The following is a 20,341-nucleotide window of genomic DNA, read 5'->3' on the forward strand; positions in this document are numbered from 1 at the left end:
CTGCGGTGCAACCCCTCCACTACAGTGGTACGCATGAGCGAGGAACGTATCCGCGTGGTCATCGCGGACGATCAGGAACTTGTCCGCGCCGGCTTCACCATGGTCATCAACTCCCAACCGGATATGACGGTGGTGGGTCAGGCTCGTGACGGGGCCGAGGCTGTGAGACTGTGCCAACGGCTGCGTCCCGATGTGGTCCTTATGGACGTGCGGATGCCCGGAATGGACGGGATCGAAGCCACCCGGCTGATTACCTCCGGCGAGGACGAGGATTCCGGCGATCCACGGCCCACATCCCCCACGTGCACCCGCGTTATCATCCTGACCACTTTCGACCTTGACGAGTACGTCATGTCGGCCATCAACTCCGGCGCATCCGGATTCCTGCTCAAGGACACCGAACCAGAGATGCTGCTCACGTCCATCCGCACGGTGGACCACGGGAACGCCATCATCGCGCCAAGCGCCACAAAGCGTCTCATCGAGAAGATGGTTAAGGACGGATACTCGCCGCGCGCCTCGGCGTCATCCGCCAGGCCCGGAGCCGTCCCCCCGAACACCGGCTACACGGATCCCGAGCTTGACGACCTCACTGAACGGGAGCGCGAGGTGCTGATAGAGATAGCCCACGGTCTCTCGAATCAGGAGATCGCCGACAAGCTTTTCATCAGTCTTCCCACGGTCAAAACGCATGTCGCGCATATCCTCGCCAAGATCCACGCGCGCGACCGTGTTCAGGCAGTGGTCTTCGCATACGACAATGCGCTGGTCACCCCCTAACTGTTGACGCCATGAGTCGCCGATTCTGATTCTCCTGCGGTTCCCACCCTCGCAGTTCCGTAGTGACGCGATCCTTGGAGGCGCGACAATCGGCGCCCGCGTCCACCAACCCCGGCAATCGAGGTTTCGGATGCGGGCGCCGATTGTTATCCGCCTGCGAACAGAGCTTGACCCGGCCTATGCCTCGGCCAGAGCTCTCACGGGCGGCGTGGACACGGCTCTATGCGCGGGAATCACGCTGGCAAGCACCGCGGCCAGCGCGGCGACCAGCAGAACCGTTCCCGTCATTGCCCAATTGACCGACAGAACAGGCGTCGCCAGTGAGGCAAGGACGATGTACGTCCCCAGCCATCCGAACACCATGCCGAGAAGGATTCCCGCGATACCGGAGACCAGGGCGATCACCAGGGCCTCCATTGCCAGGGAGCGTCTCAGCTGACCGCGCGTCATGCCGATGGCCCTCAACGTGGCCGACTCGCGGGTTCTTTCGATCACGGAAAGGCTCAGCGTGTTGGCGACTCCGATCAGAGCGATGATCACGGCCACCGCCAGCAGACCCACCAGAATCGCCATCATCGAGTTGATCGTCGACTCCCACTGCTGCCGTTCCGCAACGGGACCCGTGACGCTCACTCCCGACTCCGATCCCAGGGCCTTCTGGACGTTCTCCAGAGTGGCCGACAGGGAATCCTCGGATTTGTTGATCTTCATGAGAAGCAAGTTCCCGGTTTTCGTCAATGTCCCGTTGTCGAACAGAGACGAATCCACGAATACCACCGCAGGATAGCTCGATGACACCTGCCGGTAATCAACCTGCTGAGTGGCGAGTTTGATGGATGTGGACGACCCGTCGGCGGTCACCGGCATGATCTTCGGGAAGGACAGCTCCTTGCCGGTGAATGTCGAATACCTCGGGACAAGAGACATTCCTTCGGAGATGGTGTTGCCCGTCAGATTCGTGCGCATCACCGTCGACAGGGTGCTGACATCTTTCACCCCGACCAGAAGTACCTGGAGCGACCCGTCCGATCCCGAATCCTTCATGGATGGGATGGTCGCCGAGGCGGTGGGAGCCAGAACGCTTGTCTTAACCCCACTAACCTTGTCAACCTTGGTCTTCGCGCTCTCGCTGATGTTGTTCCCCTCGGCTATGACATCCACACTGTATCCGGCGTCGAGTCGCTCGGCCATGGTGGCCTTCGCGCTCTGAGCTCCGGTGGCGATGCACGACACGAGGGTGACGCCGATGAGCAGCGCCGTTCCGGTGGCCGCCACACGACGGGGGTTGCGACGGATGTTCGCCGCGGCGATCGTGCCGGATGGTCCGAAGGCCGACGCGATCCACCCGCCCAACCGCATGGCGCGGGGCATCCATACGACGGCGAGGACCGCGACGCCGAGGAACACGAACGCGCACCCCGCAACCGCCGACAGCAGCGCCACGCTATACATGTTGTCGGCGAGCGCCGATCCTCCGTTAAGCGACCGCCATACACTCCAGAATCCCCAGAGAGCGAGGGCTAGTCCAACCACCAGAACAAGCATGCCGATGATCTTGCGAGCTCTGCCGGAACGACGTGTCTCCGTCAGTTCGATCGGCCGCAACGCCTCCAGGGGAGTCACCGACGTGGCAGAACGGGCGGATCCGATGGATGCGAGCACGGTCATGATCACGCCGAAGAGCATCGGAACGATGACGGCGGATGCGGACAACACCAACCGCGCGGTCAGTCCCATGGATGTCAATGCCCCGGTTCCGCACACGATGGCCATGATGCCGATCCCAGCTCCGGTTCCTATAAGCGAGGCGATGAATCCCAGCATGAAGGCCTCGATGAGAACCGAGCGGTACAGCTGTCCCTTGGTCGCGCCGATGGTCCGAAGAAGCGCCAGAGTGCGACGCCGCTGCGCGACAAGAACCTGGAAGGTGTTGGCTATCACAAGCGCGGCCACCACCATGGCCAGCACGCCGAAGCACATGAGGAACATCGTGACGACGTTCACGCCCGAGGAGCTCAACGAGTCCACGGCCTTGTCCGCGGCCGCCTGCCGTGTGGTGACAGTTGTGTCCGAAGGCAGAACCTTCTTCATGGAGGCGACGGCAGAAGTGGCCTTCGATGAATCAACAGTCAGATAGACGCTGGAGGCGGATACGTCATCCATTCCGGATACGCCTTCGATGGCGGCGAGAAGGTTATCCGACGCCACGGAGGCCCCCCCATAGTATGAGTAGGCACCGGCGGTGTCCTTGGTTATCCCCGTGACACGCGCCGATCCCGCCGAGTTGCCACCGCTATAGGCCGCCTCGACGGAGACGGTGGATCCGACGGAGACCTTCAGTTGACGCGCGACTGAATCGGGCACGGCGATCTCGTTGTCGCCCGTCGGTTGCCTTCCCGAGATGATGCTCACGGGAAGAAGCGATGACGATGTCGCCGACGACACCATCACGCCCGATACCCCACCCTCGTCGGACGCAAGACGAACCCATTCGGTGACGTCAGCACGGACCCCGGTCACGCCGTCGATGGCGGACAGCTCATCGAGTTTAAGCGACGATACCGTGGTATCGTCCGATCCGCCCAGCGTCGCCACATAATCCGCGTTGCCGAACTGCGCGGTCATCTGCGTGCGCAGCGAGTCGTTCATGGTGTTTCCGAAAAGCAGCGTGCACGCTATGAACGCCGTTCCGATGACGATGGCGATGCCCGCGGGGATAAGCATCCGCGAACTGCGCGCCATAAGCTTGCGAGTTATTGACCACATGATGTGCCTTTCCGTTCCCCGATGTCCCTCAACGTCCCGACTGTTCCGAATTGCGCGAGGAAACCGCCAGCGGTGGAACCGGAACATCCATCAGCTGGGCCATCGTCGGCGCGCCGGACATCGCGGCGGTACGGCGGCGCTGGGTGGTGAGCAGCTCGTTCATCCGCTCGGCGCTGGGCGAGGCCTCGTCCGCGACGATGCGGCCATCGGCGAAGACTATCGCCCTGTCCGCGTAGGAGGCGGCGACCGCGTCATGGGTGACCATGATGATCGTCTGTCCCAGATCACGTACCGAGCGCCGAAGGAATTCAAGGACCTCAGCGCTGGAGGACGAGTCAAGGTTCCCCGTGGGCTCGTCCGCGAACACCACGGCCGGCTTGGAGATCAATGCGCGGGCGATGGCGACGCGCTGCTGCTGTCCGCCGGACATCTCCGAAGGGCGGTGGTCAAGACGGTCGCGAAGCCCTAGGGTGTCGACGAGAAGATCGAACCATTTGCGGTCGGGTCGTCCACCCGCCAGCGTCAGGGGCATGACGATGTTCTGCTCCGCGGTGAACATGGGGAGCAGATTGAAGCTTTGGAAGATGAATCCGATTCGATGGCGGCGAAGAAGGGTGAGCTGCTTGTCGTTCATGGCGGTGATGTCCACGCCGTCCAGGATGATGCGCCCCGATGTGGCGTTGTCCAGACCCGCGAGGGTGTGCATCAGCGTCGATTTGCCCGATCCTGACGGTCCCATAATCGCGGTGAACCTTCCGCGCTCGAACCGCACGTTCACGCCGCGGAGCGCATGGACGACAGTGTCGGCCTCTCCGTAGTCCTTGACCAAATCGATGGCCTCCACCGCCACGGGGCTGTTCTGAGTCTGAGCCGTCATCGGTCTCCCCCTCCATAATCACCTTGCGCCGCGCACCATGCCCGACGATCATCCTCAGATTATGCGAGGGGGACGCGCGACGGCATCATGCGCACGACGGAAATCCCCCCTCGTCCTTAAGGATGAGGGGGGATTGGGCAATGGCTGGCAAGACTACGGTCCACGCCGACACAAGGTTGGCGGTGAGACCTATGGGACGCGCGCAGATGGCGCCCGGACGGACCCCGATTCGTTATTCATGCGCCGACGACGGATAAGCGAACCGGAACCGCGTCCTACTTGGCCAGTCCGGACTCCCTGACGGCCGCGAATCCTGCCTTGAGGTCATCGAGGATATCGTCGATGTTCTCGGTTCCGATCGACAGACGGATGGTTCCGGGATGAATCCCCTGATCCTCGAGCTCCTCTGCCGACTCCTGCGAGTGGGTGGTCGACGCGGGATGGATGACCAGGCTCTTCACGTCCGCCACGTTCGCGAGAAGGCTGAAAAGATGCAGGTTGTTGATGAACACACGGGCCGCGTCCTTGCCTCCCTTGATGTCGAAGGTGAAGATGGATCCAGCTCCATTCGGGAAATAACGCTTGTAGAGATCGTGGTCGCGCCGCCCCTCGATGCTCGGATGCGACACGAACTCGACCTCCGGAACCGTCTGCAGGTATTCAACGACCTTCAGCGCGTTCTCCACATGGCGCTCGACCCTGAGGGACAGCGTCTCCGTGCCCTGAAGCAGGAGGAACGCGGCGAAGGGGCTGATGGTCGCGCCGGTGTCACGCAGAAGAATCGCGCGGATGCGGGTGACGAACGCCGCGGGGCCCAGCGCCTCGAAGAAGTTGAGACCATGGTAGGACGGATCCGGCTCGGTCAGGGTGGGGAACTTTCCCGGAACCTCGGCCCAGTCGAAATGCCCGCCTTCGACGACCACTCCTCCGAGCGTGGATCCATGACCGCCGATGAACTTGGTCGCCGACTCAACGACGACGTCGGCGCCATGCTCGAGTGGCCTGAACAGATACGGGGTCGCGAAGGTGTTGTCAACCACGACTGGCAGATGATGACGGTGCGCGATCTCGGCGATGGCTTCGAAGTCGGGAAGGTCCGCGTTCGGATTGCCGAAGGTCTCGAAATAGACGAGCTTGGTGTTGTCCTGGATGGCGTCCTCGAAGTTCTGCGGAACCTCGGGATCGACGAAGGTGGTGGTGATTCCGTCACGGGGAAGCGTGTGGCGCAGAAGGTTGTAGGTGCCACCGTAGATGTTCTTGGAGGAGACGATGTGGTCGCCCGTCTGCGTGATGTTGCGCACGGCGTACTCCACTGCGGCCGCTCCCGACGCAACGGCGAGTCCGGCGGTTCCGGATTCCAGAGCCGCGATGCGGTCCTCAAAGACGCCCTGGGTGGAATTGGTCAGACGGCCGTAGATGTTGCCGGGGTCGGCCAGTCCGAAGCGCGCCTCGGCATGATCGAAGTCGTGGAACACATAGCTGGTGGTGGCGTAGATCGGAACCGCTCGGGAATCCGTCGCCGGATCGGCCTGCTCCTGTCCGACATGCAGCTGAAGCGTCTCAAAACGATACTTGCGGGAGTTGTCCGCCATGATGGTCTCCTTCGTTGTTTCCGTGGCGCATTGCGCGTCACACCGCTCTAATCGACTACACCCAACCACTGAATCCTTGGTGCTGATTGAGAGAGTAGCGGGAAATTCACCCGCGTTCCACCGCGTTGCTATCGGACTTACCTATAGCACGCTCCCATGCAAGATGTCTCTGTTTATGGCCACGCCGTGGTCATTCGAATCACCGTGGTATTAGAGTCAAAGTCGTTTGATCACACCTTCGCCGTCCCCGGGGATGGGCATGGATGAGCCCTCACCCCACGTGCCACCGCCGGGGCGCCCACTTTGGAAAGGATGTCACAGCAATGTCCAACGACACCTACCTCTATCGCAGAGACCCCCATTACATACCCCGCGTGGCGGCCGTGCACGACATGTGCGGATACGGCAAGTGCTCGCTCACCGCGGCCATACCCATCCTGTCGGCGGCGGGATGCGACGTCTGTCCCGTTCCGACCGCGCTATTCTCCGCGCATACGAAGTACAAGGTCTTCACCTTCCATGACACGACGGACATCCTTTCCGGATACCTTGACGCATGGCGACAGGAGAACGTCGACCTTGACGGCGTGTACAGCGGGTTCCTTGGATCGGCCGACCAGGTGGCGATCATCCAACGTCTCTACCGCGAGTACCCTCACGCGCTGCGGCTCGTGGATCCCGTCATGGGCGATGCAGGGGCCATGTATCCGACGTACACGAAGGAGCTGTGCGATGCGATGTCTGCATTGGCCGACGGGGCGGATGTCCTGATGCCGAATCTCACGGAGGCCAGCATCCTCACCGGACGCGATTATCCGGGACAGAACATTGACGATGACACAGTGACGGAGATCATCGACGCGCTTCTGAATCTGGGGGCGAAAAGCGTCGTGCTCAAGGGCATCGATCGCAACGACGGCAATCTGCGGAACTACGTGGCGACGGCCGAGTCCGGTGGAAAAGGCAAGACCGAGCTCACCCACGAGAAGCTTCCCTATATGATCCACGGCACCGGGGACGCTTTCGCTTCCGCCATGTGCGGCGCCGTGATGGCGGGACGCGGATTGGCGCAGTCCGCCCGACTCGCCGGCGAATTCGTCCGCCATGCCATGGAACACACCCGCGACCAGCCCAATTTCGAGGAGCGTGGAGTGAGCTTCGAACTCGATCTGGGGGATCTCACCGCGCTTGTCCGCTAGACCGCGACTCAAGACGGTATGCGGGTGACCGACGACATGTCGGCCGCGCGCAAGCCTCCGACCACATATCCGCCCCCAGCGCGTCACGCCACTCAAGGCATGGTGTGCTGGGGGCATGCCTTTGCCCAATCATGGAGATTCCACCAATCGTCCCTCATCCCTGCCCATATCCCCGTCACCATCCTCATCTCCACTTCTTCCCGACAATGGACCCGGCCCGGCCAGCGCGATGTCCGACCCCCATCTCAACCGACATGATCTCGGAGTCCTCGGCGAAGCATTCGCCTGCGAGCTTCTTACCAGACACGGGTGGAGAGTTCTGGACAGAAACTGGAGATCACGCTTCGGCGAACTGGACATCATCGCGATGGATTCTTGCGATTATTTGGTGTTCGTCGAGGTGAAAACACGCCGATGCCACAGATTCGGCACCCCTGCTGAGGCGGTGACCGTCCGAAAACGGCGCAATCTACGTCTCGCGGCATCACAATGGCTTGCGAACGGGAACGCTCGTGGAATCCGTCATCGGGGAACACGTTTCGATGTCGTCTCCATCGTCGTGCGCGGCGGCGCCCCGCACGCCACCCATCTGGCGGGAGCGTTCTGATGGCGATCGGAAACGCCCTGTCCGTCGGCCTGATCGGACTCCGGGCCTTCACCATCGATATTCAGGCCTTCGTGTCGCCTGGATTGCCCTATTTCTCCCTCATTGGACTCCCCGATGCCTCCTTGAGCGAGGCACGGGAGCGTGTCAGATCGGCATGCCAGTCGACCGGATTCAGCTGGCCACAAACCAGAGTCACCGTGAACCTTTCCCCCGCATCCCTTCCCAAACGTGGATCCGCGCACGATCTGGCCATAGCCGCGAGCATCCTCGGCTCATGCGGTGAGATCGACCGCGCCCGCGTGTCACGGACCATCGTTCTTGGCGAGGTCAATCTCGACGGCACCATACTTCCCATCGCGGGTCTGCTGCCCATGCTTCTGCATGCGCGGGCGCAGGATGTCGACAGGGTGGTCATTCCACGGGGCAACGAGCCCGAAGCCCATCTCGTTCCCGATCTGGAAACGGTCTGTGTGGAACACATCAGCGAACTCATCGATCTTATGGGAGGGACGGCAAGGCGGCATCCGCGCCCGTCGCCGACCGGATCATCACTCGCGACCCCGGGCGATGTCCCGGCGCACCCGACGTCGATCGGGGACATGAGCGATGTGATCGGGCAGAACCATGCCAAGCGCGCGCTTCTGGTGGCCGCGGCGGGAGGACACCATCTGCTGATGACCGGCCCACCAGGAGCGGGGAAAACCATGCTCGCATCCCGCCTGCCCACCATCATGGCTCCACTTGACGAAAGGCAGCGACTGGAGGTGGCGTCCATACGATCCATCTGCGGCACTCTTCACCACTATGGAGTGAGCGACATTCCACCGTTCGAAGCGCCCCACCACACGTCATCGACCGCGTCGCTGATTGGTGGAGGATCAGGTACCGCCGGTCCGGGAGCCGTGACCAGAGCCCATCACGGCGTGCTTTTCATGGATGAGGCCCCCGAATTCTCCCCCAGGGCGATCCAGTCTCTGAGGGAGCCCTTGGAATCCGGCTCGGTCACGCTGTCCCGCGCCAAATCGTCGACACGGTATCCCGCCCGATTCCAGCTCATCATGTCATCGAACCCCTGCCCCTGCGGATACGACTATGGCAACGGCGAACGCTGTGTGTGCAGGGAACGCGAGAGACTCCGGTATTTCGGTCGTCTATCCGGCCCCATCCTTGACCGGATAGACATACAGATCGACGTGGCTCCGGCCAGCAGACTCACCGCCGAGGACGAACCCCATCGGATGACAAGCGCGCTCATGCGCGACAAGGTCATAGCCGCGCGTCAGGCCGCACAGCGCCGCTACGCCGATCACGGGTGGATCTGCAACGCCCAGGCTTCAGGCGGATGGCTGCGTGAGAACACACCGGCACGAAGCCGCAGACCGTTGGATGACGCCGTGCGGAAGCAGACGCTGAGCCTGCGCGGGGCCGACCGCGCCATGAGGGTCGCATGGACGATTGCGGACCTCGAGGAACGAAACGCCCCCAGCGATCAGGACATTCTGCAGGGTCTCATGCTGCGAACAAGGACACGATGACATGCGCGCAACCCCAAACGCCCATCCTCAGGATCCCGACGATCGGACGATGGCACGAGCCGTTCTGGCGTGGTGCACGGATGGACCCGACGCCCTGATGCAGGCCGCCGTGCACGGAATGGGCGATCCGCGGTCCGCGCTCGATCACATCGAGTCTCTGCGCGATCTTTCGATGACGGACATTCGAAGCAGCAAGCAGGGTCGCCTGAACGTGTTGGACGAGGCATTCCGAGCCGGCGTCGAAGATTGGGGAGGGCGGGTGAACGACGCGGCCGTGCGCGTCTTCCGTCGTTCGCTCGTCCGATGGTCGACCCGTCTGAACGGTCTTCCCGGCGACAACGACGACCGACGTCTTCTTCTCACCGCCAACCGGACCCAATGGATCATCGGACCGGAGCATCCTTCGTGGCCCATACGCATCAACGACCTTTCCGAACGCCGTGATTGGGCGACACCACTGTGCCTGTGGGGACAGGGCGACATCTCAAGTCTGGTCACGTGCGACGAGCCCATCGCGGTCGTCGGATCGCGAGGCTGTGACGACTACGGAAGAAGCGTCGCATCCGATATCGCGCACGAGCTGGCCGCCGCCGGGCACACCGTGATATCGGGAGGTGCGATGGGAACGGATGCCGCCGCGCACTGGGGCGCAATACGCGCATGGAATGATGCATCCCCATCTACTCCGCCTGGACGAACAGTCGCGATATTCGCCGGCGGTCTCGATCGCGCGGGTCCGCAATGCAACCTGCGGCTGTTCCACGCGATCCTCGACCGCCATGGTGCCCTTATCAGCGAACTTGCGCCGGGAACCGTGCCCGTCGCACGCCGCTTCCTGTTGCGCAACCGTCTGATCGCCGGACTATCCTGCGCGGTGGTCGTCGCCCAGGCGAGAATCCGTTCGGGGGCGCTCAACACCGCCGGATGGGCCAACGAGCTGGGACGACGCGTGTACGCCATACCAGGACGCATCGACTCTCCTCGAAATGCGGGATGTCATCAGCTGATCCGCGACTCGCAGGCGATTCTGCTCCATTCGACCACAGATATCGACGATCTTGCTCGTGATGACCACGCATGCGAGAATCCCTCCCCATGCAACGACTCGGTCGGCTACGGCAACGGCATATCGAACGGCATGCGGACATGCGAACGCGACTCAAGAGCCCTGCCGTCCGAGGGATTATGCGAACGCCATCCCTCGGACGATGGCCAGTGGCGTGATCTTCCCGACGGCGACACCGCGATGACCGTGCTCAAGGAGATAAGATCATGCGCACGTGACCACGTCCCGGCCACGATGGACGAAATCGAGCGGCGGCTGAACATGCGAAGGCCATCCGGCGTCACGTCGATGGGCGAACTACTCGCGACGATCTCCCTCATGGAAATCAGAGGAATCGTGGAGGTCCGATCGGGAGCGGTCATCGCCTCCACTGGCTTACGCGCAAATCCACACGCCTTAGAACCCCATCGCCCGGACTCCGCACATCACCTCTTCTAGACACGTCACCTCGTCGAGGGACATCACCTCTTCCAGACGACGCATCGGACGACTCCTCGGCAAGACAGCGGAACACCACTCCCTCGGCACTCAGAAGCGCATACTGACGCTCCGCTCCGCCAAAAGCGAATCCTGGCGCCAAGGAGCCGTCATGGAAGACCACACGATGGCACGGAATGACCCCGGGCTCCGGGTTTCCGTGCAGCACCCGTCCAACGGCCCGCGCCGCACGAGGCCGTCCCGCCAGCTCGGCCACCTGCCCGTACGTCGCCACGCGACCGGATGGTATGTGCCGAACCACCCTGAAAACGGAATCGGCAAAGGACTCATCGCTCATAACCACCAGTATGCCGCGTCGGAGAGTTTCGAATCTTCGTCCGGACGTGTGGGATTATTGAACGTATGAGTGCGAAGGAATTGGAGAACCACTACGACGCCGTGATCGTCGGAGCCGGCGCGGCTGGACTGTCGGCGGCTCTCGGACTTCTGCGATCGCCGGCGATGGCGCGTATGACCGAGCGCGATGGCCACGCGCCCTCCATACTGGTGGTGTCGAAACTCCAGCCCCTCCGCTCCCACACGGGGTCCGCGGAAGGCGGGATTGCCGCAAGCCTGGGGAACGAAGAGCACGACGACTGGTCCTGGCACTACTACGACACGATCAAGGGCGGGGACTGGCTCGGCGACCAGGACGCGATCGCGATTCTTGCCAAGGAGGCGCGGGCGACCGTCATCGGTCTGGAACATGACGGCGTGGCCTTCTCCAGAACAGCGGATGGGCATATCGCCCAACGTCGTTTCGGCGGTCACACCAGTGATTTCGGCAAGGCCCCGGTGCGCCGGGCGGCCTATGCCGCGGACCGCATCGGCCATCAGATCCTCCACTCCCTATGGCAGCAGTGCGTGGCCCAAGGCGTGGATTTCGCCGAGGAATGGTATGTCACCGATCTTGTCCTGTCGAATGATGGAGGCGGAGTCGAAGGCCTCGTGGCGTTCGACATGGCATCGGGGAAGATCCGCCCTATAATCACCGATAATCTTCTTATCGCCACGGGCGGAGCAGGGCGGTTGTTCCACACGACTTCCAACTCATGGGACTTGACGGGAGACGGCATGGCCCTGTCACTCAGCGCCGGCCTGCAGCTTGAGGACATCGAGTTCATGCAGTTCCATCCGACGGGCCTGGCACACACGGGCATACTCCTGTCGGAGGCCGCCCGCGGAGAGGGTGGCGTCCTGAGAAACGCGACGGGCGAGGCTTTCATGTCCGATTACGCGCCAACACAGAAGGATCTCGCGGCGCGCGACGTCGTCAGCCGCGCCATACGGTCCGAGGTGGATGCCGGACGCGGAGTCCCCGACCCCAAGAATCCCAACGGACCACACGACTGCGTCTGGCTGGATATGACAGGAATAGATCCGAACCGCATGCGCACGGCCCTTCCTCAGGTGCTCGACACTATCCGCCACTACGCCCATCTCGATCCCACGCATGACTGGATTCCCGTCAAGCCCACGGCCCACTACACGATGGGAGGAATCCCCATCACGACCGACGGCCGCGTGTACCGGTGGAACGATGGGGAACGCCACGTTATCGACGGTCTTTTCGCGGCGGGCGAATGCTCCTGCGTGGGGGTGCATGGCGCCAATCGGCTGGGTGGAAACTCCCTGCTCGACGCATGCCTGTTCGGCAGACGGGCCGGAGAGTCCATCGCCCAGAACCTGGAATCCGGCAGCCATACCTCCGACTGGCAGGATCAATCCGTGCAGGAACGATCCGCGCGGCGGCGGTCTGAGATAACCGATCTGCTCACGCAGCATGACAACGCCGCCCATCCCGACGACGCCGGTGCCGACGACAACGCCTACAATCTTCTCAACGACCTGGGAACGGTGATGGACCAGGCGCTGGCCGTCGCCTGCGACGCCACCGGAATAGACGAGGCAAGACGCACCATCCATGACGATCTTCTCCCCCGAGCCCATGCGCTGCACGCGCACAGCGCCACCACCGCGTTCAATCAGGAGATCACTGCGATATGGGAGGTACGCAACCTCATGACCCTCGCCACCGTCATGCTGGATGCGACCGCGGCTCGCCACGAATCGCGCGGCTCTCTGTATCGCCATGATTTCCCGCAGCGGGACGACGTCCACTATCTGGCCCACGATATGACGGACGCCAGCGGCAAAACGACATGGCAGCCTGTGCACATCGTCGACACCCCGCCCCAGAACCGCGGGTACTAAATCTGCGGACAACGGTCGACGCAGCGACATAGAACACCGCTGCACACAACACACACGGACACAACATAGCATGGCAGGGCGGACACTCTCCCGCACCGCACACAGGATGGCAACACGATGACGAACAATCCCACAGAACGCCCCGCGGAACACTCCACGGCACCCACGGCCCCTTCGGCAACCGATTGGACATCGCTTTCGCCCTCCACGCCGGTCTCCGCCACATCTACCCAGGCCCCTACATCTACCCCGGTCTCCACAGCCGCTCTCCCCGATGAGCTCACGGTTATTCTTCGCGTCAACCGTTTCACCCCCCGGCCCGAACGAGACAGAGGCCGCAGAACAAGTCCGTTCGAACGATCGTCGAGTCCCTTCGGCACGACGTCCGCCCCCTCGCCCCGAGCACGACAGCGCGGACGCCAATGGACACAGGACTACACCATCACCATGCGTCCCGAGGACACGCTGCTGGACTGTCTCCTCAGCATCAAACGCACGCAAGACCCCACCCTCGCGTTCCGATACTCATGCGGGCATGGCATGTGCGGCTCGGACGCGGCGAACGTGAACGGCACTCCCACTCTTCTCTGCTCCGCGACGCTGTCCCAGTGGATTGACCACCGCGCGGGAGCGGGAACCGATACGGAAGGATTCCGACGCACAGGAGACGCGACCGCACGGAAGTCCGACACGCCCACACCACCATCCGTTCCCACCCTCACGCCGGATCTCCCAGCCTCACCATCGGAGCCCCCGATCATCGAGCTGTCCGCGCTGCCCGGATTCCGTGTGATACGAGATCTTGTGGTGGACATTGACCCCATGCTCGATCAAATCAGACGGCTCAAACCCTATCTCATCCACAAGGGCGGGAATAATGGCGACGAGCGTCCACACGACGGCGATTCGGAATACCTCCAGACTCCGGAGCAGCTGTCCGCCTATGACGTTCTCGCCACATGCATAGCATGCGGCGTGTGCGAGGGAAGCTGCCCCGTGTACGCCGGCGGCGAGGCCTTCATGGGGCCGGCCGCGCTGATCTGGGCGTCGCGGTTCATCAACGACTCCCGCGACGACGCCACCGAACGGCGCAAGCGCGACGTCGACACCGACGACGGCATATCCTCATGCCAGTCGGTCAGGGCGTGCTCGCGCCAATGCCCGCAGGGAATAGACGTCGGCGAAGAGATGTGGCGCCTCATCACCACAGTACGCGAGGGATGAGGCGCATGGAGGGCGATGGCGCGCAGACGCTGGGGACTGACGACACGACATACAACGGTAGGGTTGGATGATATGAATATGAACGGATACCGCAACCTCGACCTCATGTGGGCATCGGTCGAGGACGACGCGCAGACGCATGAGCCGCAGGACGTGTCACAGATCAGGGATGCGGCCACCTCGCACGGGCTGCCGCAGGGAAGCGTGGCGCAGGGTGAGTTCCTGGAATTCCTTGTGCGTCTTCTTCATGTACAGTCCATCATCACCGTGGGAACCGGCGCGGTCGCGGACATCATGCGTCTTGTGAACGGTCTCGATGGATCCGGCCAGCTCACGGCCGTGGATTCATCGGATAGGGGGATCAACGCCATACGCGCGATGATTGCCGGGATCGACGATTCCACGGAGACGACGCTTCGGGCGGTGAGAGCCCCCGTCGACGTGTTCCTTCCCCGCCTCAACGCGGGCGACTATGATCTCATCGTCGTCGGTGGAGACATATCGAACTATTCACGGAGCTTCGAACAGGCTCCCCGACTTCTGCGATCCGGCGGCGTGATCGTGCTCACGGACGCCATGGGCATGGCGGACAGCAACGGCGAGCATGGAATCCCCGATTCCAACGATGACAGCGACCGAACCATGCAGATGCGCGAGCTGCTCGATTCAGTCAGATCCGATGAGCGCTTCGACACCACCCTCACATCCATCGGAACGGGGACGCTGATCGCCCATCTTCAGTCCTCTAGCGCAGGTCGCGCAGCGCGACGCTGACGGCCTCCTGGGGGTCGTCGGTGGTGACGACGAGCGAGGGATCCCATGCCGAGATCATCTTCCGTGGCCGCAGAGTGGTCTCGACCCAATCGAGAAGTCCCGTCCAATATGCCGTGTCGAACAGGACGATGGGCATGGACGTGGACTTGTGCGTCTGCACGAGCGTCAGCAGCTCGAACATCTCGTCCAGCGTTCCGAATCCCCCGGGGCACACGATCACGCCGGACGAGTATTTGACGAACATCGTCTTGCGCACGAAGAAATACCGGAAGGTCATCCCCAGGTTGACCCATTCGTTGAGCCCCTGCTCGTGCGGAAGCTCGATGCCGAGTCCCACGGACACGCCGCCGACCTCGGATGCGCCGCGGTTTGCGGCCTCCATGACACCAGGCCCTCCCCCTGTGATGACGGCCACGCCCTGGGACGCGATGTCATGCCCCATACGTCGGGCGGCGTCATAGGCCGCGTCATCCGCACCCACACGCGCCGATCCGAACACCGTGACCGCCGGCCCCAGCTCGGCCAACGCGTCGAAGCCGTCCACGAACTCCGACTGGATCCTCAGCACCCGCCAGGCGTCGGAATGGCGCCATTCGGCGGGCTGCCCGCGCTTGAGCAGATTTCCCGTGGTGGTGTCGGGCGGAATCATGGGGCCGCGCATGATCATCGGACCACGGGTATACGTTCCATCATCCGGTTCCCCGACGGTTCTCCCATGTGATTCCTCACCGTGGATTGATCCCTCAGCGTGGATGCCATCCGCGAGCACGCCCGCACCATCATTGCCGCTGTCAGCCATGTGGCTACTCGTCGTGTCCGTCATTCGATGCCGCCCCTTCGTCGCCGGAAATTCTGATGATGATTCCTCCGGGCTCCACGCTACCAGCGTCCGTGTCCCCCACGGTCGTCCGCACAAAGCGGGCGGACTGTCTGTGCAGCAGCACGGAGGACAGCACTGCGGCGACGAACGAGCCCATAAGAACGCCTATGCGCGCCTGGGCCGACAGCATCGCGCTGGGATAGGCCAGCGACGCCAGAAGCAGCGCGACGGTGAATCCGATGCCGCAGGCGCAGGCCATGGGAATCAGGTCCCGGACGCGAAGGCCGGGTGCCAGCCGCAGCCGTCCCCCGCGGGTGGACAGCCACGCGGCAGCCATCACTCCCGCAGGCTTCCCCAAAACCAAAGCGAGAATAAGCGCCACCACGATTGGGGAGAACAGCGAGGTCCATGTGACGTTCCCCACTGTCACACCAGCCGCCACGACCGCGAACACCGGCAACGCCAACAGTGACGAGAATGGCTGAAGACGATCGCGATACCGTCCCGCGCGCGGCGTCCTCTCGCCATGGATCTCCCGGGCCGGAGTGCACAGCCCGACGACCACTCCCGCCAAAGTCGGGTGGACACCGGCCATGTCCATCATGAACCACGCGAGAATCCCGACCAGCGCGACGACAGGCCACGGAACACGCCGCCGCCGCACAAGGAAGGCCCATAATGCGGCACAAGCGACAATGCCCAGGAACCACCACCATTGCCCCGGGGAAGAGAAGAACACCGCGATGACGACTATCGCCAGAAGATCATCAACGGTCGCCAGCGTCATGAGGAACGCCCGGATAGCTCCGGGAAGAGACGCCGCGAACAGGGACAACACCGACAGCGAGAATGCTATGTCGGTGGCTGTCGGTACAGCCCATCCCCGCAAGGCACCACCGACATCAACCGCCGTTGCCTCGACTATCACCTGCCCGACATCCCCCGGTCCCCACAAGGCGAAAGCGGCACAGACCGCCGCGAACACCACCGGTGGAGCAAGCATCCCGCCGACGGCCGAAATCATGGGAACAGCTGCGGACCGCGGATCATTCAGCGATCCGGTGGCCATCTCCTGGCGGAGATCCAATCCAACCACCAGAAAGAACACTGTGAGTAGACCGTCCTGAACGGCGTCACCCACGGTTATGGACCACGACGAGAACAGCGGACCAAACGATTCGGGAAGCGCGAGTCTGGCGTCAACCACCGAACGGAATCCCGAGGATGTCCATGGAAGGTTCGCCAAACACAGTCCAATCAGGGCGCATGCGAGCATGATCAGTCCGGAGGCCCGTTCCGAATAAGCCAAGCGCCTCACACAACGCGATAGTGGACGCAAACATCGACGCGGCAACGTTGTCTCCCCCGTCGAGGACGACGAGGAACCGTCACCACTCATCGCCCCGCAGACACCGATCGGGCGGCGTCCGCGATGCCCGAAACCGCGCGTTCCATCATGGCGGTGGGACAGGCGAGGTTGAGACGTTCGAAACCACATCCCGACCGGCCGAACAAGGACCCCTCATCAAGGTAGACGCGACCGGTGCCCCGCATGATATCGCGCAGTGCGTCGGAATCCAACCCCAGTTCCCGGCAATCAAGCCATGCGAGATATGTGCCCTCCGGTTCGATCAGACGCAGACCATCGCAGGAATCCGCCATCTCGCGGACAATCGACAGATTGGACGACAGAACCCCTTGCAGCTCATCCAACCACGCCCCGGCCGACGTGTACGCGGCACGGCATGCGACGAGTCCGAAATGGCTGACCGTAAGACCTCCGATGTTCTTCGCGGCGATGTCGAAGGCGCGCTTGCGCTCCGGATCGGGAATGATCACGTTGGAGCACAGAAGTCCCGCAAGGTTGAATGTTTTGGTGGGAGCCGTGAACTCCAGGCAGTGCCGCGCGTATTTCTCCCCCAACGTGGAGAACATGGTCACATGATACCCAGGGTATGCGAAGTCGGCATGGATCTCGTCGCACAGAATGGTCAGACCGTTCTCGATGGCGATGTCGCCCAGACGCCGCAACTCGTCGGACGTCCACACCCTGCCGACGGGATTGTGGGGATTGCAGACGATGATGGCCGTACATCGCGGATCCGACGCCTTCCGCTCAAGATCGTCGAAGTCCATCACGTATCGTCCGTCATCGCCGAGGATGAGCTCGTTGTCGAGGATGGTCAGACCGGTGTGCTCGGCGGCCATCGTGAACGGGTAGTACACCGGACGCTGGATGATGACTCTGTCCCCGGGATGCGTGAACGCGCGCAGCGCCACGTTGACCGCGGGCATCACGCCGTCGGACACGCTGATCCACGCGGGATCGACCTCGAATCCGTGACGGCGGGACATCCATGAGACGACGGCGTCGCGATACGCGTCGGTCACGTAGTCGTATCCGAAGATGTCATTCCTGGCCGACTCCACAAGGGCGTCCACGATCTGCGGAGCGGGACGGAACTCCATATCCGCGACGGACAGCGCCAGCACATCGCCGTTGCCCTCCCCCATGTTCTCGTCGATGAGATGCCATTTCTCGGATCCCGTTCCATGTCGGTCGACCACCGTAGTGAAGTCATACACGTTCCGCGTCATACGTCGTTCTCTGCTCTCTGTCTCTCTCCGCGTTCCCCGCGCCGTCGACCTGTTCCCGCTGTCGACCTGTTCCCTATGGACCTGTTCATGGTATCTCACAGGTTTTGCCGAGTTGTGTTGCGACGCCGCATCAGTCATCCGACGTAAGCCGCTCCGACGTAAGCCCGTCCGTCAGCCACATTATTCTGACAAGGGGCATCACCGTGTGTTCGTCGAGGATGGCATTGACGGGTCGAACGCACGCTGAGCAGCACAGGATGGGAACGTGAGAGGGGAAAACATCATGAACAGTCAGCAATTCCAAGTTCGCGGCACGGAAACCTCTTTGCCGCCGATACAGTCTCCCGTGGGACGACGCAAAACGAATCGGAGTCTGGCGAAATTCGTTCTTCTCGGTTTCATCACCCTCGGCATCTACGACATCGTGGTCATGACGGAATCCACGAACACGCTCAATCTCATCGCAAACAGGTATGACGGTAAGAAGACCATGCACTACTGCCTGATGGTCTTCCTCGTCGGTTGGATCACGGCGGGCATCGGATGGCTTGTCTGGTGCCATCGGATCAGCAACAGAATCGGCGACGAGCTGCAACGCCGAGGACATGCGAGAAAGCTGTCCGCATCCGACTACTGGCTGTGGGGCGTTCTCGGATCGCTTATCGTCGTCGGCCCGTTCATCTACATGTACAAATTCCTTCATGCGATGAACGAGCTAGCCGAGGACTACAACCAGCGGGGATGACGGGACGATGAGCGGGCCATGCCCGGCGGCGTGCCCAAGCCCGCTCATCATTCGCTTCAGGATCCTCCCACAGGGATCCCTCTCGCGTCACGACTTGTGCGTCGACTTCCGATGCGCCAGCTCCCGGTCTGCCAGCTCCCGGTCTGCCAGCTCTCGATCCGCCAGCTCCCGGCTCATGGCGTCAAGCAGCCGCTCGTCGCGCTCGCGCACGATCTCGGCGCCCTGCTCGCCCGTCCAGTCGTAGAATCCGCGACCCGTCTTCAACCCCAGATTCCCGTCGCGGACCTTCTCCTCCAGCAGTGGATCGGCCGCCTGCTCGCTGCTCAGTTCCGGGGACAGATAGCGCATCAGCGTGTCGAACACGTCCAGCCCACCCAGATCGGCGCTGATGACCGGACCAAGAACGCTCCACCGCAATCCGAGACTGTATTTGACGATGTCGTCGACCGCCTGCGGGCTCGCGATGTCCTGACGGATGATGTACAGCGCCTCACGGATGACGGCCGCCTGGATGCGGTTGCCCACGAATCCCGGTGCCTCCCGGTCCAACGCGACCGCGTGCTTGCCGACGGAATCGAGAAGCGCCACCGTGCGCTCCACGATCCGCGGATCCGTCTGCCGCGCGGGCACCACCTCCACCAGCGGCATCAGATGCGCGGGGTTGTAGAAGTGAGCGACCAGGAAACGCTCGGGATGCTTCAGAACCTGCGCTATGGCCGTGGGGCTCAGTCCCGAGGTGTTGGTCGCGAAGATCGCGTCCTCGGGCGCGCACTCCTCGGCATGCCGCCATACGTCGCGCTTGACCTCCAGATCCTCAAGAACCGACTCGATGACGAAGTCGGCGCCGGACAACGCCTCGCTGAAATCGGTCGTCGGCGCGATCCGCGACCTGATGGCCTCAACGTACCCCCGATCAACGATGCCCTTGTCGACGAACATCGCCAGATCCGCGTCGATCAACGCCAGCCCACGTTTCAGCGCCTGATCGGACACGTCGAGCATGCGCACGGAGTATCCGTGCCAGGCGAACTGCAGGGCGGTGGCATGACCCATCGTGCCCGATCCGA

Annotated in this window: 17 protein-coding genes; 9 read left to right on the forward strand and 8 right to left on the reverse strand. The window is 62.5% G+C overall.

From position 1 onward, the window contains the following. The first annotated feature begins 33 nt into the window (after window positions 1-33). Complete coding sequence (locus Q1X90_RS04585; protein WP_300766984.1) at window positions 34-780, forward strand: response regulator transcription factor; 747 nt, start codon at window positions 34-36, stop codon at window positions 778-780. A 177-nt stretch (window positions 781-957) separates the two neighbouring features. Here Q1X90_RS04585 and Q1X90_RS04590 read toward each other — a convergent pair whose 3' ends face one another. From Q1X90_RS04590 to Q1X90_RS04600, 3 genes are all read right to left on the reverse strand, one after another. Continuing rightward, on the reverse strand, window positions 958-3,546 hold the full coding sequence (locus Q1X90_RS04590) for an FtsX-like permease family protein (protein WP_300766986.1): 2,589 nt from the start codon (window positions 3,544-3,546) through the stop codon (window positions 958-960). Between the two features lie 28 nt (window positions 3,547-3,574). Continuing rightward, complete coding sequence (locus Q1X90_RS04595; RefSeq protein WP_300766988.1) at window positions 3,575-4,423, reverse strand: ABC transporter ATP-binding protein; 849 nt, start codon at window positions 4,421-4,423, stop codon at window positions 3,575-3,577. Between the two features lie 275 nt (window positions 4,424-4,698). Continuing rightward, window positions 4,699-6,015 carry an O-acetylhomoserine aminocarboxypropyltransferase/cysteine synthase family protein gene (locus tag Q1X90_RS04600; protein WP_300766990.1) on the reverse strand — a complete coding sequence of 439 codons (1,317 nt, stop codon included), beginning with the start codon at window positions 6,013-6,015 and terminating at the stop codon, window positions 4,699-4,701. 323 nt (window positions 6,016-6,338) lie between these two features. Between Q1X90_RS04600 and Q1X90_RS04605 the strand changes: the two genes are divergently transcribed. The 4 genes from Q1X90_RS04605 to Q1X90_RS04620 all read left to right on the forward strand — a co-directional run bounded on the left by Q1X90_RS04605 (window position 6,339) and on the right by Q1X90_RS04620 (window position 10,860). Further along, window positions 6,339-7,214, forward strand: coding sequence for a pyridoxamine kinase (locus Q1X90_RS04605; RefSeq protein ID WP_300766992.1), 876 nt, complete (start codon window positions 6,339-6,341; stop codon window positions 7,212-7,214). A 115-nt stretch (window positions 7,215-7,329) separates the two neighbouring features. Then, a complete protein-coding gene (locus Q1X90_RS04610; protein WP_300766994.1) occupies window positions 7,330-7,821 on the forward strand; it encodes a YraN family protein in 492 nt (163 codons plus the stop codon). Next, a complete protein-coding gene (locus tag Q1X90_RS04615; RefSeq protein ID WP_300766996.1) occupies window positions 7,821-9,356 on the forward strand; it encodes a YifB family Mg chelatase-like AAA ATPase in 1,536 nt (511 codons plus the stop codon). The genes Q1X90_RS04610 and Q1X90_RS04615 overlap by 1 nt, the downstream gene beginning before the upstream one ends. Before the next feature lies 1 nt (window position 9,357). Next, the gene (locus tag Q1X90_RS04620) at window positions 9,358-10,860 is read left to right on the forward strand and encodes a DNA-processing protein DprA (RefSeq protein ID WP_300766998.1); all 1,503 of its coding nucleotides are present in this window, start codon (window positions 9,358-9,360) and stop codon (window positions 10,858-10,860) included. Here the strand turns inward: Q1X90_RS04620 and Q1X90_RS04625 are convergent. Next, window positions 10,781-11,197 (reverse strand): MGMT family protein, encoded by a 417-nt coding sequence (locus Q1X90_RS04625; RefSeq protein ID WP_300767000.1) that lies wholly within the window; start codon window positions 11,195-11,197, stop codon window positions 10,781-10,783. The genes Q1X90_RS04620 and Q1X90_RS04625 overlap by 80 nt on opposite strands. Before the next feature lie 65 nt (window positions 11,198-11,262). Between Q1X90_RS04625 and Q1X90_RS04630 the strand changes: the two genes are divergently transcribed. The 3 genes from Q1X90_RS04630 to Q1X90_RS04640 all read left to right on the forward strand — a co-directional run bounded on the left by Q1X90_RS04630 (window position 11,263) and on the right by Q1X90_RS04640 (window position 15,111). Next, window positions 11,263-13,113, forward strand: a complete 1,851-nt coding sequence (locus tag Q1X90_RS04630; RefSeq protein WP_300767002.1) for an FAD-binding protein — start codon at window positions 11,263-11,265, stop codon at window positions 13,111-13,113. Between the two features lie 117 nt (window positions 13,114-13,230). Next, the gene (locus Q1X90_RS04635; RefSeq protein WP_300767004.1) at window positions 13,231-14,337 is read left to right on the forward strand and encodes a 2Fe-2S iron-sulfur cluster-binding protein; all 1,107 of its coding nucleotides are present in this window, start codon (window positions 13,231-13,233) and stop codon (window positions 14,335-14,337) included. A 72-nt stretch (window positions 14,338-14,409) separates the two neighbouring features. After that, window positions 14,410-15,111, forward strand: coding sequence for a methyltransferase (locus Q1X90_RS04640; RefSeq protein WP_300767006.1), 702 nt, complete (start codon window positions 14,410-14,412; stop codon window positions 15,109-15,111). Here Q1X90_RS04640 and Q1X90_RS04645 read toward each other — a convergent pair. The 3 genes from Q1X90_RS04645 to Q1X90_RS04655 all read right to left on the reverse strand — a co-directional run bounded on the left by Q1X90_RS04645 (window position 15,083) and on the right by Q1X90_RS04655 (window position 18,517). Beyond that, window positions 15,083-15,778, reverse strand: a complete 696-nt coding sequence (locus tag Q1X90_RS04645; protein ID WP_300767033.1) for a TIGR00730 family Rossman fold protein — start codon at window positions 15,776-15,778, stop codon at window positions 15,083-15,085. The genes Q1X90_RS04640 and Q1X90_RS04645 overlap by 29 nt on opposite strands. Window positions 15,779-15,914: 136 nt before the next feature. After that, a complete protein-coding gene (locus Q1X90_RS04650; RefSeq protein WP_300767035.1) occupies window positions 15,915-17,285 on the reverse strand; it encodes a Na+/H+ antiporter NhaA in 1,371 nt (456 codons plus the stop codon). 41 nt (window positions 17,286-17,326) lie between these two features. Continuing rightward, on the reverse strand, window positions 17,327-18,517 hold the full coding sequence (locus tag Q1X90_RS04655) for a MalY/PatB family protein (RefSeq protein WP_366944459.1): 1,191 nt from the start codon (window positions 18,515-18,517) through the stop codon (window positions 17,327-17,329). Window positions 18,518-18,812: 295 nt separating this feature from the next. Here Q1X90_RS04655 and Q1X90_RS04660 point away from each other — a divergent pair, with 295 nt between their 5' ends. Beyond that, window positions 18,813-19,274 (forward strand): DUF4234 domain-containing protein, encoded by a 462-nt coding sequence (locus Q1X90_RS04660; protein WP_300767010.1) that lies wholly within the window; start codon window positions 18,813-18,815, stop codon window positions 19,272-19,274. 87 nt (window positions 19,275-19,361) lie between these two features. On the opposite strand, the gene Q1X90_RS04665 is transcribed toward Q1X90_RS04660, so the two are convergent. Then, window positions 19,362-20,341, reverse strand: a 980-nt coding sequence (locus Q1X90_RS04665) for a 3-hydroxyacyl-CoA dehydrogenase family protein (protein ID WP_300767012.1), incomplete at its 5' end; no start/stop codon positions are given.

Source organism: uncultured Bifidobacterium sp., from assembly GCF_949292005.1.
Taxonomy (GTDB): Bacteria; Actinomycetota; Actinomycetes; order Actinomycetales; family Bifidobacteriaceae; genus Bifidobacterium.

Bases quoted from the DNA above. Each gene is read 5' to 3' on its own strand.
- Q1X90_RS04660 (WP_300767010.1), top strand. From the start codon at position 18,813: ATGAACAGTCAGCAATTCCAAGTTCGCGGCACGGAAACCTCTTTGCCG.
- Q1X90_RS04590 (WP_300766986.1), bottom strand. From the start codon at position 3,546: ATGTGGTCAATAACTCGCAAGCTTATGGCGCGCAGTTCGCGGATGCTT.
- Q1X90_RS04595 (WP_300766988.1), bottom strand. From the start codon at position 4,423: ATGACGGCTCAGACTCAGAACAGCCCCGTGGCGGTGGAGGCCATCGAT.
- Q1X90_RS04645 (WP_300767033.1), bottom strand. From the start codon at position 15,778: ATGATCATGCGCGGCCCCATGATTCCGCCCGACACCACCACGGGAAAT.
- Q1X90_RS04640 (WP_300767006.1), top strand. From the start codon at position 14,410: ATGAATATGAACGGATACCGCAACCTCGACCTCATGTGGGCATCGGTC.
- Q1X90_RS04620 (WP_300766998.1), top strand. From the start codon at position 9,358: ATGCGCGCAACCCCAAACGCCCATCCTCAGGATCCCGACGATCGGACG.
- Q1X90_RS04600 (WP_300766990.1), bottom strand. From the start codon at position 6,015: ATGGCGGACAACTCCCGCAAGTATCGTTTTGAGACGCTTCAGCTGCAT.
- Q1X90_RS04615 (WP_300766996.1), top strand. From the start codon at position 7,821: ATGGCGATCGGAAACGCCCTGTCCGTCGGCCTGATCGGACTCCGGGCC.
- Q1X90_RS04585 (WP_300766984.1), top strand. From the start codon at position 34: ATGAGCGAGGAACGTATCCGCGTGGTCATCGCGGACGATCAGGAACTT.
- Q1X90_RS04625 (WP_300767000.1), bottom strand. From the start codon at position 11,197: ATGAGCGATGAGTCCTTTGCCGATTCCGTTTTCAGGGTGGTTCGGCAC.
- Q1X90_RS04635 (WP_300767004.1), top strand. From the start codon at position 13,231: ATGACGAACAATCCCACAGAACGCCCCGCGGAACACTCCACGGCACCC.
- Q1X90_RS04610 (WP_300766994.1), top strand. From the start codon at position 7,330: ATGCCTTTGCCCAATCATGGAGATTCCACCAATCGTCCCTCATCCCTG.
- Q1X90_RS04605 (WP_300766992.1), top strand. From the start codon at position 6,339: ATGTCCAACGACACCTACCTCTATCGCAGAGACCCCCATTACATACCC.
- Q1X90_RS04630 (WP_300767002.1), top strand. From the start codon at position 11,263: ATGAGTGCGAAGGAATTGGAGAACCACTACGACGCCGTGATCGTCGGA.